17 protein-coding genes are annotated in these 13,346 nt (G+C 63.2%); 11 read left to right on the top strand and 6 right to left on the bottom strand.

What is annotated here, in order from left to right:
- Nucleotides 1-13 precede the first annotated feature (13 nt).
- Nucleotides 14-427, bottom strand: coding sequence for a nuclear transport factor 2 family protein (locus tag ACJ8FR_RS03775; RefSeq protein ID WP_407827282.1), 414 nt, complete (start codon nucleotides 425-427; stop codon nucleotides 14-16).
- Nucleotides 428-509: 82 nt separating this feature from the next.
- On the opposite strand from ACJ8FR_RS03775, the gene ACJ8FR_RS03770 reads away from it, so the two are divergent.
- Entirely contained in the window at nucleotides 510-1,739 is a 1,230-nt protein-coding gene (locus tag ACJ8FR_RS03770; RefSeq protein WP_407827281.1) for a serine hydrolase domain-containing protein, read from the top strand.
- Here ACJ8FR_RS03770 and ACJ8FR_RS03765 read toward each other — a convergent pair.
- Both ACJ8FR_RS03765 and ACJ8FR_RS03760 read right to left on the bottom strand, forming a co-directional pair.
- Nucleotides 1,717-2,163, bottom strand: a complete 447-nt coding sequence (locus ACJ8FR_RS03765; protein WP_407827280.1) for an EF-hand domain-containing protein — start codon at nucleotides 2,161-2,163, stop codon at nucleotides 1,717-1,719. The two genes, ACJ8FR_RS03770 and ACJ8FR_RS03765, sit on opposite strands and share 23 nt — an antisense overlap.
- A gap of 115 nt (nucleotides 2,164-2,278) precedes the next feature.
- Complete coding sequence (locus ACJ8FR_RS03760; RefSeq protein WP_407827279.1) at nucleotides 2,279-2,656, bottom strand: hypothetical protein; 378 nt, start codon at nucleotides 2,654-2,656, stop codon at nucleotides 2,279-2,281.
- A 135-nt stretch (nucleotides 2,657-2,791) separates the two neighbouring features.
- On the opposite strand from ACJ8FR_RS03760, the gene ACJ8FR_RS03755 reads away from it, so the two are divergent.
- The 3 genes from ACJ8FR_RS03755 to ACJ8FR_RS03745 are packed head-to-tail and all read left to right on the top strand — an operon-like array spanning nucleotide 2,792 to nucleotide 3,809.
- Nucleotides 2,792-3,355, top strand: a complete 564-nt coding sequence (locus tag ACJ8FR_RS03755) for a hypothetical protein (RefSeq protein ID WP_407827278.1) — start codon at nucleotides 2,792-2,794, stop codon at nucleotides 3,353-3,355.
- 43 nt (nucleotides 3,356-3,398) lie between these two features.
- Nucleotides 3,399-3,620: a KTSC domain-containing protein gene (locus tag ACJ8FR_RS03750; RefSeq protein WP_407827277.1), complete on the top strand. Its 222-nt coding sequence runs from the start codon at nucleotides 3,399-3,401 to the stop codon at nucleotides 3,618-3,620.
- Between the two features lie 33 nt (nucleotides 3,621-3,653).
- Nucleotides 3,654-3,809, top strand: coding sequence for a hypothetical protein (locus ACJ8FR_RS03745; protein ID WP_407827276.1), 156 nt, complete (start codon nucleotides 3,654-3,656; stop codon nucleotides 3,807-3,809).
- On the opposite strand, the gene ACJ8FR_RS03740 is transcribed toward ACJ8FR_RS03745, so the two are convergent.
- Nucleotides 3,806-4,354 (bottom strand): hypothetical protein, encoded by a 549-nt coding sequence (locus ACJ8FR_RS03740; protein WP_407827275.1) that lies wholly within the window; start codon nucleotides 4,352-4,354, stop codon nucleotides 3,806-3,808. The two genes, ACJ8FR_RS03745 and ACJ8FR_RS03740, sit on opposite strands and share 4 nt — an antisense overlap.
- 80 nt (nucleotides 4,355-4,434) lie before the next feature.
- On the opposite strand from ACJ8FR_RS03740, the gene ACJ8FR_RS03735 reads away from it, so the two are divergent.
- From ACJ8FR_RS03735 to fahA, 3 genes are all read left to right on the top strand, one after another.
- Nucleotides 4,435-4,638 carry a hypothetical protein gene (locus tag ACJ8FR_RS03735; protein ID WP_407827274.1) on the top strand — a complete coding sequence of 68 codons (204 nt, stop codon included), beginning with the start codon at nucleotides 4,435-4,437 and terminating at the stop codon, nucleotides 4,636-4,638.
- Nucleotides 4,639-4,756: 118 nt separating this feature from the next.
- Nucleotides 4,757-6,040 (top strand): homogentisate 1,2-dioxygenase, encoded by a 1,284-nt coding sequence (hmgA, locus tag ACJ8FR_RS03730; protein ID WP_407827273.1) that lies wholly within the window; start codon nucleotides 4,757-4,759, stop codon nucleotides 6,038-6,040.
- Entirely contained in the window at nucleotides 6,037-7,320 is a 1,284-nt protein-coding gene (fahA, locus tag ACJ8FR_RS03725; protein WP_407827272.1) for a fumarylacetoacetase, read from the top strand. The genes hmgA and fahA overlap by 4 nt, the downstream gene beginning before the upstream one ends.
- Here the strand turns inward: fahA and ACJ8FR_RS03720 are convergent.
- Complete coding sequence (locus ACJ8FR_RS03720) at nucleotides 7,312-8,268, bottom strand: ketopantoate reductase family protein (RefSeq protein WP_407827271.1); 957 nt, start codon at nucleotides 8,266-8,268, stop codon at nucleotides 7,312-7,314. The two genes, fahA and ACJ8FR_RS03720, sit on opposite strands and share 9 nt — an antisense overlap.
- 47 nt (nucleotides 8,269-8,315) lie before the next feature.
- Between ACJ8FR_RS03720 and ACJ8FR_RS03715 the strand changes: the two genes are divergently transcribed.
- A complete protein-coding gene (locus tag ACJ8FR_RS03715) occupies nucleotides 8,316-9,023 on the top strand; it encodes an MBL fold metallo-hydrolase (RefSeq protein WP_407827270.1) in 708 nt (235 codons plus the stop codon).
- Here ACJ8FR_RS03715 and ACJ8FR_RS03710 read toward each other — a convergent pair.
- Nucleotides 9,020-10,006, bottom strand: a complete 987-nt coding sequence (locus tag ACJ8FR_RS03710; protein ID WP_407827269.1) for a sulfotransferase family protein — start codon at nucleotides 10,004-10,006, stop codon at nucleotides 9,020-9,022. The genes ACJ8FR_RS03715 and ACJ8FR_RS03710 overlap by 4 nt on opposite strands.
- A 280-nt stretch (nucleotides 10,007-10,286) precedes the next feature.
- Between ACJ8FR_RS03710 and ACJ8FR_RS03705 the strand changes: the two genes are divergently transcribed.
- The 3 genes from ACJ8FR_RS03705 to ACJ8FR_RS03695 all read left to right on the top strand — a co-directional run bounded on the left by ACJ8FR_RS03705 (nucleotide 10,287) and on the right by ACJ8FR_RS03695 (nucleotide 13,335).
- On the top strand, nucleotides 10,287-10,694 hold the full coding sequence (locus tag ACJ8FR_RS03705; protein WP_407827268.1) for a PilZ domain-containing protein: 408 nt from the start codon (nucleotides 10,287-10,289) through the stop codon (nucleotides 10,692-10,694).
- A 500-nt stretch (nucleotides 10,695-11,194) separates the two neighbouring features.
- The gene (locus tag ACJ8FR_RS03700) at nucleotides 11,195-12,508 is read left to right on the top strand and encodes a site-specific DNA-methyltransferase (RefSeq protein ID WP_407827267.1); all 1,314 of its coding nucleotides are present in this window, start codon (nucleotides 11,195-11,197) and stop codon (nucleotides 12,506-12,508) included.
- On the top strand, nucleotides 12,508-13,335 hold the full coding sequence (locus ACJ8FR_RS03695; RefSeq protein WP_407827266.1) for a DUF5681 domain-containing protein: 828 nt from the start codon (nucleotides 12,508-12,510) through the stop codon (nucleotides 13,333-13,335). The genes ACJ8FR_RS03700 and ACJ8FR_RS03695 overlap by 1 nt, the downstream gene beginning before the upstream one ends.
- The last annotated feature ends 11 nt before the right edge of the window (nucleotides 13,336-13,346 follow it).

Below are 13,346 nucleotides of genomic sequence, written 5' to 3'. Positions count from 1 at the left end.
GGCGCTCCCGGCCCTACTTGGCTTTGATCTCGGTGTGGTAGACCCCGAGCCACTTGTTGCCGGTGCGATGCCACAGCGTTGCGGCCTGGTACTTGCCCGACATGTCGTCCTTGCCCGCCATGCCCTTCACGTCGACGGAATAGGTCATCAACATGTCGTCGGGATCGATCATCCGGCTAGCGAAATTGGTAATCTTGAAGCTTTCAAGCTTGTCATTCTTGAGGTGGTCCAGTTCCTTGGCTTTGGTCGCGGCGCCGTCCTCATAGAGACCGACATAAGTGGGCGCGAACATCGCGCCGAATGCATCCGCCTTCTTGTCCTTGAACGCCTGCCAGACAGCGGTTTCTTTCTGGAGCGGGGTTGCGGCGTTGGCGGCGACGCCGGTGAACGCAAATGCTGCAACTGCTGCGAAAGTGACGATCCTCATGGCTAACCCCCTTGGTTGAGGAAGCGGGCCTAATACTCCTCTTGTTGTGGCCGAGGAAGCGAACTGCGCTTAGTCTTGACCTGTGCGCCTGCTGAGCTTGCTCTCGATACTTTCTCTCGCGGGCTGCGCGACGGTTTCGACCGCTGTGCCGGCGGCGCATGCCGAGGTCGGGGTCGCTTTCGATCGTAACGGCGACATTGTGAGCTTCGCCGATGGAATTGCCGATCCACAGAGCGGACGGAGAGTGACGATCGACGACCCGGTCCGCGTCGCCTCGGTAAGCAAGATGGTCACGGCAATCGGCGTCATGAAGCTGGTCGACGACGGCAGGCTCGACCTCTCAAGCGACGTCTCGCGCTGGCTCGGCTGGAGCTTGCGCAACCCCAACTTCCCCGGCCGCCCGATTACGCTGTCGATGCTCCTGGCGCACACCAGCTCCGTGCGCGAGCATGACGACGATTATGTGATCCCTCTCGGCGAGACGCTGCGGCAGGCGCTCAGCGACCCCAGAAACTGGGACAGCCAGCACGGCCCGGGCGACAATGTATTCGCTTACGTCAATTTCAACTACCCGATCATCGGCTCGATCATCGAGAAGGTCACCGGCGAGCGCTTCGACATCTGGATGCGACGCGCCATTCTCGATCCGATGAAGCTCGACGCGTGCTTCAACTGGCCGACCTGCAGCGACGCGGCGGTGGCTCGCGCCGTCGAGCTCGACGAGCCAGGCGGCAAGCCGGTCAAGGACGATCTCCATGGCCGCCGCCCCGACTGCCCGGTGTTCGTCAAGGAGGGCGCGTCCTGCGACCTCAAGCTTTGGCGCCTGGGCGAGAACGGTGCATTGTTCGCACCGCAGGGCGGCCTGCGCATCTCCGCCCGTGGCCTCGCGCGCATTGGCCGGATGCTGCTGAACGGCGGCGCGCTCGGCGGGGTCCGCCTTCTTTCACCGCGGGCCGTCGAGCTGCTCCTGGCCCAGACGTGGCGCTTCGATGGAACCAATGGCGCAACCGAAGGCGGCTTTTACTGCAGCGCCGGCAACGGCACCCACCGGATCCCGAACAAGGTTCCCGGCTGCGGCGACGACATGGGCACGCGCGGCGCGGTCCTCGTCGGCCATGCCGGTGATGCCTACGGCATGAAGGGCGGTCTTTGGCTCGACCGCTCACGCGGCCGTGGAGTCGCTTACTTCGTCACCGGTGTCGCCGACCCGGCCCCAAAGGCCGCCGACAGCGCCTATAGCGCCGCCGAGGAGCAAGCCTTTCGCCGCACTTACGCGCTGCTTCCGGCGCCTACGACCACGGCCAAGCGGTAATCACGCCCGTATTATTCGGGTCGAGCCGCGCCCAGGCGGCACCGCTGAAGAATTCATTCTGCGTGATCACACCATCGCCGTTGAGGTCGAGCGCGGCGAACGCCGGCTCCCAATTGGCGCGGTTGTAGCCCGAATAGAAGCCGCCGCCATACCAGCAGCTCGAGAACTCACCCTTGCCGATGCGGCCATTGTGGTTGAGGTCCCAGCTGGCGAACTCGGCCGGTCCGTAGGCCAGCCATTCGGCGCGGCTGATCCGGCCGTCGCCGTTGCGGTCGAGCACGCCGTAGCTGCCGCACACTGCGTAATGGACGTTCGGGTCAAAAGCATTGGCTACGGATTCGATATCGGCGCCCACGCCCCGGACCGTGTTGCAGCCGCCCAGCACCGCGATCGACGCCAGCAGCGTCATCATTGTCCTGCGCATATGATCCTCCATCAAGGTTGGAAAACGCCTTGCAGGAGGCAAACGTTCGCGAACCGACACGGTTGCGATTTGTAATTTGTGTTCTTCCGGCGAACCTGTGAGGCGCCGCGCCCGCTCAGCAAGTCAGGACGTCGCCACTGTACCAGCGCCGGGCGCAATCATTGTTGTGGCTCATCCAGCGGGGAAAGGCGCGCTCGGGCCGATCGTGCCACCAATCGTTCCATTTGTCGGGATCGAAGCCGCGGTTGCCGTCGAAGTCGCCATAGTCGTTGTAACCGCCGTAGCCGTAGCCGTAGGCCAACGCCGCCGGCGGCACGCCCCTGTGGACGTGCCCCTCGAAGCGGCCATCGCGGTGATGCCCACGTTCCGGCATCGTCGTAACCCGAGGCGCGGCGGATGAGGAACCAAAGCTCGATATGCTGAAGTGTTGAGCATAAGCGGATGAAGCTAATGCGGCGGCGCCAAGCGCCGCGAGACCAAGCAACGCACGCATGTGGCTGCTCCTCCTATTTGAGTCCGTTACGGACCGCAGTGCCAACGCGCTCTTTTGAGCCGCGTTGCAATAGGTAAGTTTACCCACGGTCGCGCCGTTCATTGCCGCGCAAGCCTAGGCGGGAGAATAGAGCCAATGCCAATCGGCCTGCCCGTCGCGCTCGTGCTTCTCGCCCAGGCCGCGGCCACTCCCCAGGTTGATGGCCCCTCGGCCTCGCCGCCGAAGGTCGAAGCGGCCGCTGCGGCAAAGAAGGAATGCACGACCCCGGCTGCCCCCGACCCCAATTCCCGCGAAATTATTGTCTGCGCGTTACGCCCGCAGGGCTATCGGCTCGACCCCGATGTGCTCGCCGCGCGGCGCCTGAAGAAGCAGGGCGAGGCGGGCCGGCCGCACAATCCGCACGAGACCTATGTCGACCATAGCTGCGCGACCGTCGGGCCGATGGGCTGCCGGGGTCAGCCGACAATCGACATATTCACCGCCGCGACGGCGCTTGCGACCATGGCCGACCGGCTGTCCAAGGGCCAGGAGGTCGGGAGCATGTTCGTCACTCAGCCCACATCGAGCGAGTATCAGCTCTACCTCCAGGCCAAGAAGCAGCGCGAGGAAGCGGAAGCCGACAAGGCGGCAAAGGCCAAAGCGGCGGCAGCGCAGGCGGCCGCGGCTCAGGCTGCGGCGGCCGCCACGAGCCAACGCTGAACCCGGCCGAGGAGCGACACTGCCGTCGGCGCGTTGAACCGTCATGCCCTCGTCGGTCATTCGCCGCTTCGTCTACGATGAGATGAAGGGCGACCTGTGGGTCGAGTTCACCACCGGCCGCCGCTACGTCTATTCGGGGGTTCCGCAGGAAGTTGCCGACGCCTTCCGCGGCGCGTTCGCAAAAGGCGTCTATTTCAACACCCGCATCCGCGACCGCTTCCCCCACCGCGAGGTCACGCACGCGGACGAGGAAACTCAATCTTAGCATCCTCGTGCCATGTTCGGGCCCGTGATCCCGATGCGCACCAGTACGATCTTCAAGAACCGGTGGTGGGCCCTGCTGTGGGCCGCCGGAATCATCTGGTTCGCCTATGATTTCGCCGGTGCGGCGCCGGAGGACGATAATTCGGCGGCCGACGCCAACCAGGCCGCCGACGCGCTGAACGCCTTTTAGGTCGCGTCTTTCCAGTCGATCCGCTCGATGTGCCAGCGGCGCTGCGCTTCGGTCGAACCCGACACGTCGTTGACCCGGCGCAGAAGGACGTCCGCGGACCGGCGGAAAGAATGGTTTTCGAAATCCGTTTCGTAAAAGGTCACGGGCACAGTGACATAGATCGAACCAGCTGCGCCTTCCGGTTCAGCGGATTTGCCGGATTCCAGATACAGGTTCCGAAATCGCTTGAGCCTTGAGGTCAGATCGGCGGCAGCATCGGCGTTGCCCCAGAGCTTTTGCGCTTCACTCCAATCGCCGTCTTCGATCAGCGTGCCAAAGCGCCGGACCAATTCTCGCGCGGCTTCAGGACTCCTCGGGTCAACCGTTGGTTTGGCTGGCGTAAATGGTGTCCTCGCATCGGGGCCCGTGCCCGGCGCGACCACGGTCGGGCGCGCCCCGTTGGCGTCGGCGGCCTCCTGCACCTGGTGGGACGACCCCGCGCGTTGGTCAGCGCGGCTACAGCCGGCGAGTGCCAAAATCGCAAGTGCGATGATCAGGCGCTTCATCTGCTCTCCGCCGTTCGGAACCGCCAAGACCGCAGTTCGTTCGTTTCGCCGGTTTAACAGGTAAAACAGGAGAGTTTCCAATGGCCGATGATCGCGACGATGTGGAACGCGAACACACGACCGTTGTCGAAACCGGAGGCGGTGGCGGCGGCGGCCTACTTGCGGTCGTTCTGCTGATCATCGTCGTCCTGGTTCTGCTCTACGTTTTCCGCGCGGATCTCGGCCTCGGCGGCAGCAAGTCGGTGATTCCGAGCACGGTCAACGTCAACGTCAACCACAGCTGAGTAGCTGCGGATGAGGTGAGCGCGGACGGGTTGCGAGTCCCCGTCCGCCGCGCGGGCGCGGCTCTCCGTGAGCCGCGCCCGTTTGATTGTCCGCGTCCGAGTGGGTAACCGGCGCGGCATGACCGACGCGCTCGATTATCTGACCGGTTTCGGCGGCCATTTCGAAAGCGAGGCCGTGGCTGGCGCGCTGCCCGAGGGCCGCAACTCGCCCCAGCGTCCCGCTTTCGGCCTCTATGCCGAGCAGCTGTCGGGAAGCAGCTTCACGTCGCCGCGGCACGAGAACCGCCGCTCGTGGCTGTACCGGATGCGGCCCACGGCGGATCACCGGCCGTTCGTCCGCTACGAAAATGCGCCCTTGTTCGGGTGCGCGGCACCGCTTGCGCCGCTCGCGCCCAACCGCCTTCGCTGGGATCCGCCGAAAGACATGCCCGAGGGCAAGGACTTCGTCGACGGCATGGTCACCGTCCTTCTAAATCGCCCGCCGGAAGAGCTGGAAGGCGTCGCCGTCCATTTCTATCGCGCCGGCCGAAGCATGGACCGGCGCGTGTTCGTCGACGCTGACGGAGAGCTGCTGGTCATCCCCCAATCGGGGACGGTGCGCATCGCGACCGAGCTCGGTCGCCTCGACGTCGCGCCCGGCTCGATCGGCGTAGTGCCGCGCGGCGTGAAGTTCCGCGTCGAGGTGGATGGCGACAGCCGCGGCTACGTCGCCGAGAATTACGGCCTGCCGCTGCGGCTGCCCGAGCTCGGGCCGATTGGCGCCAACGGCCTCGCCAACCCCCGCGATTTCGAGACGGCGGTCGCCTGGTTCGAGGACAAAGATGACACCAGCGAGGTGGTCCAGAAGTCCCTCGGCCATCTGTGGACGACCACGCTCGACCACTCGCCGCTCGACGTCGTCGCGTGGCACGGCAATTATGCGCCCTATCGCTACGATCTTTCCCGCTTCAACACGATCGGAACGGTGAGCTTCGACCACCCGGATCCGTCTATTTTCACCGTCCTGACATCGCCGAGCAATGTCGCCGGCCGCGCCAATGCCGATTTCGTGATCTTCCCGCCGCGCTGGATGGTCGGCGAGGATACGTTCCGGCCGCCCTGGTTCCACCGCAACGTGATGAGCGAGGCGATGGGCCTGATCCACGGCTCCTATGACGCCAAGTCCGACGGGTTCGCGCCCGGCGGCCTGTCGCTGCACAACGCCATGAGTGGTCACGGACCGGACGTGGACAGCTGGCGCAACGCGAGCGAGGCCGAGCTCAAACCCGTCAAGATCGAGGGAACGATGGCCTTCATGGTCGAAACCTGCTGGCCGTACCGCCCGACCCAATGGGCGCTCGATCGCGCGCAGACGGACTACGACCAGGCGTGGACCGGCTTTCCCAAGGCCAAGCTGCCGTGATTGGCGGGAGCAACGATGCAGCGCTCACCAGTTGGTGCGAAAGCGCGCAAGGCAGCGATTTCCCGATCCAGAACCTCCCGCTCGGAATCTTCTCGGTGGGCGAGCGGCGCCGCCGGGCGGGCATCGCGATCGGCAATTATGTCCTCGACCTCACCGGTATCGCCGACTTGCTCGACGAGGACTGGCGCGAAGACCTGTCGCAGCCGGTGCTCAACGGCTGGCTGTCGCGCGGGCCCCACGCTCAGAGCGCGCTTCGTCGGCGCCTGCAGGAGCTGCTCTCGGACGGGAACTATCGTGACGAGGTCGAGGCCCAGCTTGTCGGGCAGAGCGAGGTCCGCCTCCACGTGCCATGCCTGATCGGCGACTACACCGATTTCTACGTCGGGATTCACCACGCGACCAATGTCGGCAAGCAGTTCCGGCCCGACAACCCGCTGCTGCCGAACTACAAATATGTGCCAATCGGCTACCACGGGCGAGCAAGCTCGGTGCGCGCTAGCGGAGAGCCGGTGATCCGCCCGAGGGGCCAGCGCAAGGCGCCCGACGCGGATGCGCCCGAATATGGGCCCACCCGCCGGCTCGATTACGAGCTCGAGCTGGGCATGTGGATCGGGCAGGGCAATGAGCTGGGATCACCGATCCCGATCGCCGAAGCCGCGGACCACATCGGCGGCTACTGCCTGCTCAATGACTGGTCGGCGCGCGACATCCAGGCGTGGGAATATCAGCCGCTCGGGCCGTTCCTCGCCAAGAATTTCCTGACCAGTGTCAGCTCGTGGATAGTGAGTGCAGAAGCGCTCGCGCCGTTTCGCAAGCCGATGCCGCCGCGGCCTCATGGGGATCCTGAGCCATTAATGTACCTAAACGACGCGAAGGATCGCGAATCCGGCGCATTGGGCATCCAGCTCGAGGTCACGCTGACGACCGAGAAGATGCGTTCCGACGGACGAGCCCCACACGTGCTTACGCGCGGATCGGCCGATGCCGCGATGTATTGGAGCGCGGCGCAGATCGTCGCCCATCACAGCTCGAACGGCTGCAACCTGCAGCCCGGCGACCTGATCGGTACCGGAACCTTGTCGACCGAAAGCGCGACCGGGCTTGGATCGCTCCTCGAGATCAGCCTGGGTGGCAAGCAACCGGTCGGGCTTCCGGGCGGCGAGACGCGAAGCTTCCTCGAGGACGGCGACGAGGTCACGCTGAAAGCCTGGTGCGAAACCGAAGGCGCCGCCCGCATCGGGTTCGGCGAATGCGTCGGGCGAGTCGTCGCCTCAGCCTAGACCCAAGGTCTCCGCCATCAGCTTGGTCACGCCGTAAAGTCGGTCGAGCGCCGGCGTTGCAATGCCGCGGGCGCGAGCGATCTCGCGCGGCGCGCCGACCAGCGCCTCGAGTTCGATCGGCCGACCCGCTTCGACGTCCTGGAGCATCGACGTCTTGAATGCGCCCAGCCGCGCTGTCACCGCCATCCGGTCCTCGCCGCTTTCGCTGATGGGGCAGCCGACCAATGCGCCGATCGCCGCTAGCTCCGCCATGCCCTCGAGCATCCACGCGCGGCATTCGGCGTCGGCGAGGATGTGGTCGCACGTCGCGCGCGTCAGCGCCGACAGCGGGTTGATCGTCGCATTGCCCCATAATTTGTACCAGATCGCGCGCCGGACGTTGCCAGTGACGTCCGGCTTCAGCCCAGCTTCGTCGAGCAGCGCGAACAGACGCCCCAGGCGCTTGCTGGTCTCGGCCCCGCCCGGCTCGCCGATGATCAGCTTTTCGGCATGCTTCACGTGAATACGGTTCGGCGCGGAGCGGTGACAGGATGCATGGACCACGCAGCCGATGACCTGCTCAAACGGCAGCGCCGCTGCGATGCTTCCTTGCGGATCGACCGATTTTAGCTGCATTCCCTCGACGAACCACCAGGGCACCCCGTTGAGCATTGGCACGATAGTCGTCTGAGAACCGATCAGCGGCCGAATCTCGGATGCGAGCGGCGGCAGCGCAGGGGCTTTGACCGCAACGAACAGGACGTCCTGTGGGCCGAGTGCGGCGCAGTCGTTGGAACTCTCGACGCTGGCGACGAACTCTTCGCCATTTTCCTCGAGACGTAGGCCTTCGGCATGTACCAGGCGAAGCGTGTCGCCGCGCGCGAGCACGCTGACCTCCTTGCCGGCAAGCGCGAGCTTGGCCGCCACCCAGCCGCCGATCGCGCCGGCACCGACAACGCAAATGTTCATTGACCCACCGATGGGCTAGGATGTCGCTGGCGGGCAAGAGGCACTCAATGATCTTCCGACAATTGTTCGAGCCGGTGTCGTCGACCTACACCTATTTGGTCGCTTGTGAGGAGACGCGCGAGGCAGCGCTGATCGACCCCGTCCTCGAAACCGTGAACCGTGATCTGGCATTGCTCAATGAACTCGGCCTCACGCTCAAATATACGATCGAAACGCATATCCACGCAGACCACGTCACCGGCGCCGACCGGTTGCGCGACCTCACCCGATCGCAAACGGCGGTGCCCGAAAAGAGCGCGGCGAGGCAGGTCGATGTAGCAATCCGCGAAGGCGAGCCGATCTGCGTCGGCACTCTGCGCCTCGAGCCGTTGCACACGCCCGGCCACACCGATGACCATCACGCTTATTTGCTGCGCAGCACGGGCGCCTGGCGCGTCTTCACCGGCGACGCGCTGATGATCGACGGTTGCGGCCGGACCGACTTCCAGAACGGCGATGCGGCGACGCTCTACCGGTCTGTGCACGACAAGCTCTTTTCGCTGCCGGACGAGACGCTGGTCTATCCGGCCCACGATTACCAGCAGCGCCAGGTGAGCAGCATCGGGCAGGAGCGCGCGCGCAACCCGCGGCTCGGCGGCGGCAAGAACGTCGAAGAATTCGTCGCCATCATGACGGCGCTCAACCTGCCGCGGCCGAAGATGATGGATGTCGCCGTGCCCGCCAACCTCGAGTGCGGCGAAGTCCGGAACGCCTAGGCGTCGACCCAGTGGCTAAGGTCGCGGCCGAGCAATCGTGAAAGCAGCGCATTGTCCTCGCGGTACATCGACCGCATTTCGCCGCGCACGCGCTCGCTAACCTGCGGCCTGGATGCCGGGATGCGGTTCCAGTGGATGATCCTGGTGCGGATCTCCATCACCTTTTCGAGCAGCGGGCCGGGCTCGCCGGTTCCCGCTTCGATCACTTCGAGGTCCTCTCGGTCGAACAGCCATAAAGCGGCGCGGGGCGGCCGCTTCATCAGCCGGTGGATCCATGCGACGCGCGAATCCTTGCTTTCCGCGTGACGTTCGAAATCGGTCCTCCCGTCGTCGGGAAGGTCGAGGAAATCGAGCACACGCCGGTACTCGCGGCCAGGGTCCGCCTTGAAGTCGTCGAACACCGTGACCAGGCACCGCTCGCGGTCGACCCGGCTGAAGAAATGCTCAAGATGCTTGCCGAGCTGGCCGGCCTCCCAATAGTCGAGGAAGCGCGGTTCGAGGCAGCTGCGCGGGATCGACCGTCCTGCCCGACGCTCCGGTACGAGATTCCAGGCGCGGTCGAACTGCCGATGTGTCTCGTCGCCATTGTAGAACAAGCGCTGGTGCAGCGATGGCACCATCTCCAGCGGATTCCGGACAGCGATGAGGAACTTGGCCCGCGGCCATAGCTTGAGGATCGGCTCGAGCTGCTCGGGCGCGTAGAGATAGCTGACGGAGCCTTCGGCAAATAGCTGCGAGCCGTGCCGCTCGGGAAAGAAGCGCTCGAGATATTTGTTGCGCACGATCTCGCGCAATTGGCCTGCCTCTTGCCCGCGCAGGTCATTGGCGAGGAAATAATGCGGTTCCTTGGGCGTCGAGAAGCACACATCCGGGTGTTCCCGTAGATATTCCGACATCGCCGTCGTCCCGCAGCGCGGCGCGCCAACGATGAACGCCCAGCGCGATGTTTCGGCAAGCCCCGGTGTCAATGCCCACTGTTCCAAGTCCGTCCACCTCAATGCTGCCGTCGCCCGCCCTCCCGGAACGTCGGCATTTGTCATTTTGTCAGGCGATGATTCGCCTGCACGCTTCCCTGATGCGGCTAGCACCGTGCCGCGCGATTGGCACCCCTGCTAGTATCTTTAGTTAGGACATACGGCATCGCACGGGCAGGCTGCTCGCGAACAAATCACCGGAAAATGAAAACGCATGAGATTGGCTTCACAATGCAGACCCAAAAACTCGTTCAACGAAGTGTTCACCAAACCCGTTGTATGGCGAGGCATGGACGAAAGCTCAGTCACACAGAATCGCCATTCGCAGCGTTCGCCTGTGCTGCTGAGCGCTCAGATCGAGGTTGACGGCATTGCGACGCCCGTCACACTCCGCAATCTATCGTCGCAGGGCGCGCTTGTTCAGAGCACAGTGATGCCAGTTGAGGGATCGCCGATCATCTTCCAACGCAACGACCTGCGGCTTGAGGGTCGTGTCGTCTGGGTCGAGGGACAACTCGCCGGCATTGCCTTCGAGCGCAAGCTTGGACGCGATGAGCTGCTGCGCCAGGTTCCAAAGCCGAGGCAGAGGTTCGAGCCTCAATTTCGTCGTCCGGGATTGAGTTGCGGTCCTTTGAGTGCTGCGGAAAGAAAAGCGCTTCAGTTATGGGCAACTCCGATCGCCCTACGCAGAGACTGAGGCGATTGGTCTGGGCTTACCAGCCCCCCGGGCATTAACGGCTCGCCACATTGGTGCGGATCGACTGAGCAAGGGCCGTCATCCGTGATAGGATGGCGATGACCCTCCCAAGGGAAGGGAATGGTGCGCTAAGCAGGCGCGCGATAACCGCTATCTAGCCTGATAATCCCTGTTTCGTCGCAATCTACAGCGAATTTCGTACTTTTTGATCACCCAGCGCAGCGGCGCGCTCTCGGAACGCGAGTTCTGCGCCATTCTCTGGACACATTCCCTGAGCGCACGAACAGGGAAATCCCGCCGCGGAATCAGGGAACCCTTTCGATTGAAACAGTCCCTTGTCCGCAGGAACAGCGATTTGTGCTCCTGCTTGTCCGACGCGATGAATCGCCCGATTCCGACGCTCAGATGTTCATGGCTCGTTCTTGAAAATGTCTCACCGAATTCTCACGTGTCTGAGGCGCGCTAGGGGGTTTCGCGCGCGTTAAATGGGAGGGCTCATGATGATGAAGCTCAACGAGCGTCGTCCGGACGAACTCAGGCCGTACGGCCTGAATGCGCGATCTCATTCCAAAAAGCAGATTAAGCAGATCGCAGCATCGATCCAAAGGTTCGGCTTTACCAACCCAATCCTGATCACGGACAGCGGCGAGATCGTTGCCGGCCACGGTCGCGTCGAGGCAGCGAAGTTGCTCGGCCTTCAGTCAGTTCCCACCATTGCTCTCTCACACCTGACAGACGCCGAACGAAGGGCATACGTTCTCGCCGACAACAAGTTGGCGCTGAATGCCGGCTGGGACCGTGAGATCCTGGCCATCGAACTCCAGGGGCTCATCGACCTGGAATTCGATATCGAACTGACGGGTTTCAGCCTCGCTGAAACGGATTTCATCCTTGATGATATGTGCGAGGGCGATCCGGAGGGCCCGGACTCTGCCGAGGATCAGATTCCGCAACTTGCCGACGCGGCGGTGACCGCTTGCGGCGATGTTTGGCTGCTCGGTCGCCACAAGGTCATCTGTGGGGACGCTCGAAGAGCGGAGGACTATGCTGCCCTTCTTGGCCCCGAACGGGCCGATATCGTGTTCACCGACCCTCCCTACAATGTTCCGATTGGCGGCCATGTTTCGGGCCTGGGCAGCGTGAAGCATCGTGAGTTCGCATTCGCGAGCGGCGAAATGAACAAGGCACAATTCACCGCCTTCCTGACTGAGACCCTGTCGGCAACCTCCGCCTCCATGCGCGATGGAGCGATCGCATTCGTTTGCATGGACTGGCGCCACATGGGCGAGCTGCTCGCAGCGGGCGAGGCGGCGTTCACGGAACTGAAGAACCTGGTCGTGTGGAACAAGACCAATGGCGGCATGGGTGCATTCTACCGCTCCAAGCATGAGCTAGTCTTTGTATTCAAAGCGGGGAAAGGCGAGCACACCAACAGCTTCGGCCTTGGCGAAACCGGCCGCTACCGAACCAACGTTTGGGACTACGCGGGCATCAGTTCAATGACGACAAATCGCGCCGAGGAACTCGCGATGCACCCCACCGTCAAGCCGGTGGCTATGATAGCCGATGCTCTGCGCGACTGTTCCAGACGAGGAGAGATTGTCCTCGATGCCTTTGGTGGTTCAGGCAGCACCCTCATAGCTGCGGAGAGGACGGGCCGCATTGCGCGCCTAATCGAATACGATCCGACCTATTGCGACACGATCGTCAGGCGTTGGGAACTGTTCACCGGTAAGCGGGCAACCTTGGCGACGTCGGGCGAGACGTTTGAAGAGGTCGCTGAGCGCGTCCTCATGTCGGCGCAGGCCGCTTGATGAGCGGCGGCGACAACAGCAATCGGAGCAACCTGCCGGCCCTGCAAAAGGTGGGTTACGCAAGCCCTCCGGTCGAGCATCGCTTCAAGAAAGGGCAGTCCGGAAACCCAGGCGGGAGACCTCGAGGGAGTAAAGGTAAGGCGCAGCCTCAATTCGACCCAGCCCAGCGACCAACCAACGAACTGATACTCCAGGAAGCCTATCGACCGGTAACGATCCGCGAAGGAGACGAAATATTCGAGATCCCCGCGATCCAGGCGGTCATGCGCGCGATGGGCGTATCTGCCATGAAGGGAAACAGATTCGCTCAGAAAACGCTCGCGGAAATGGTGCAGCGGGTCGAGGACGCGGAGCTCCAGTCACGTCTGGAGTCCCTTGAGAGCTTCCTCACCTACAAGACGAAATGGACCGAGGAGATCGAGCGTTGTGAGCGCGACGGCCGGCCGATGCCCACACCACTTCCGCATCCGGATGATGTGATTCTGGACTTTCGAAAGGGGACGGTGAACATCCGCGGCCCACTCACCAAAGAAGAGAAGGTTGAGTGGGACACGCGTTTTGAGCGTCGGGCCGAAGCGCAGGCAGAAGTGACCTATTTCGCGGCAAAGCATCGAAGAGCGCGTGACCCCAAAACAAGAGAGCGCTGGCTAATCGAGTGGCATTTTGAGCAACGCATTTTCGATCTCATTAATGATGCAGCGCCCGATCGATACAAGGAAAAATTGGTGGACCGCTCGTATCACCAGGATGCGTCGCGCGAAGGAAAGACGCTCGCAGAGTTCGCTGCCGATCGGAAGAAGCCCAGATCCAAGCGCCAATGGAGTTGATGGCATGAGAC

This window comes from Sphingomonas sp. (assembly GCF_045810705.1).
In the GTDB taxonomy this organism is placed as follows: domain Bacteria; phylum Pseudomonadota; class Alphaproteobacteria; order Sphingomonadales; family Sphingomonadaceae; genus Sphingomicrobium.
The sequence above is the reverse complement of the archived record's forward strand: the minus strand, read 5'-3'. Positions and strand labels throughout refer to the sequence as shown.

Bases quoted from the DNA above. Each gene is read 5' to 3' on its own strand.
- ACJ8FR_RS03775 (WP_407827282.1), bottom strand. From the start codon at position 427: ATGAGGATCGTCACTTTCGCAGCAGTTGCAGCATTTGCGTTCACCGGC.
- ACJ8FR_RS03765 (WP_407827280.1), bottom strand. From the start codon at position 2,163: ATGCGCAGGACAATGATGACGCTGCTGGCGTCGATCGCGGTGCTGGGC.
- ACJ8FR_RS03760 (WP_407827279.1), bottom strand. From the start codon at position 2,656: ATGCGTGCGTTGCTTGGTCTCGCGGCGCTTGGCGCCGCCGCATTAGCT.
- ACJ8FR_RS03755 (WP_407827278.1), top strand. From the start codon at position 2,792: ATGCCAATCGGCCTGCCCGTCGCGCTCGTGCTTCTCGCCCAGGCCGCG.
- ACJ8FR_RS03750 (WP_407827277.1), top strand. From the start codon at position 3,399: ATGCCCTCGTCGGTCATTCGCCGCTTCGTCTACGATGAGATGAAGGGC.
- ACJ8FR_RS03745 (WP_407827276.1), top strand. From the start codon at position 3,654: ATGCGCACCAGTACGATCTTCAAGAACCGGTGGTGGGCCCTGCTGTGG.
- ACJ8FR_RS03740 (WP_407827275.1), bottom strand. From the start codon at position 4,354: ATGAAGCGCCTGATCATCGCACTTGCGATTTTGGCACTCGCCGGCTGT.
- ACJ8FR_RS03735 (WP_407827274.1), top strand. From the start codon at position 4,435: ATGGCCGATGATCGCGACGATGTGGAACGCGAACACACGACCGTTGTC.
- hmgA (WP_407827273.1), top strand. From the start codon at position 4,757: ATGACCGACGCGCTCGATTATCTGACCGGTTTCGGCGGCCATTTCGAA.
- ACJ8FR_RS03720 (WP_407827271.1), bottom strand. From the start codon at position 8,268: ATGAACATTTGCGTTGTCGGTGCCGGCGCGATCGGCGGCTGGGTGGCG.
- ACJ8FR_RS03715 (WP_407827270.1), top strand. From the start codon at position 8,316: ATGATCTTCCGACAATTGTTCGAGCCGGTGTCGTCGACCTACACCTAT.
- ACJ8FR_RS03705 (WP_407827268.1), top strand. From the start codon at position 10,287: ATGGACGAAAGCTCAGTCACACAGAATCGCCATTCGCAGCGTTCGCCT.
- ACJ8FR_RS03700 (WP_407827267.1), top strand. From the start codon at position 11,195: ATGATGAAGCTCAACGAGCGTCGTCCGGACGAACTCAGGCCGTACGGC.
- ACJ8FR_RS03695 (WP_407827266.1), top strand. From the start codon at position 12,508: ATGAGCGGCGGCGACAACAGCAATCGGAGCAACCTGCCGGCCCTGCAA.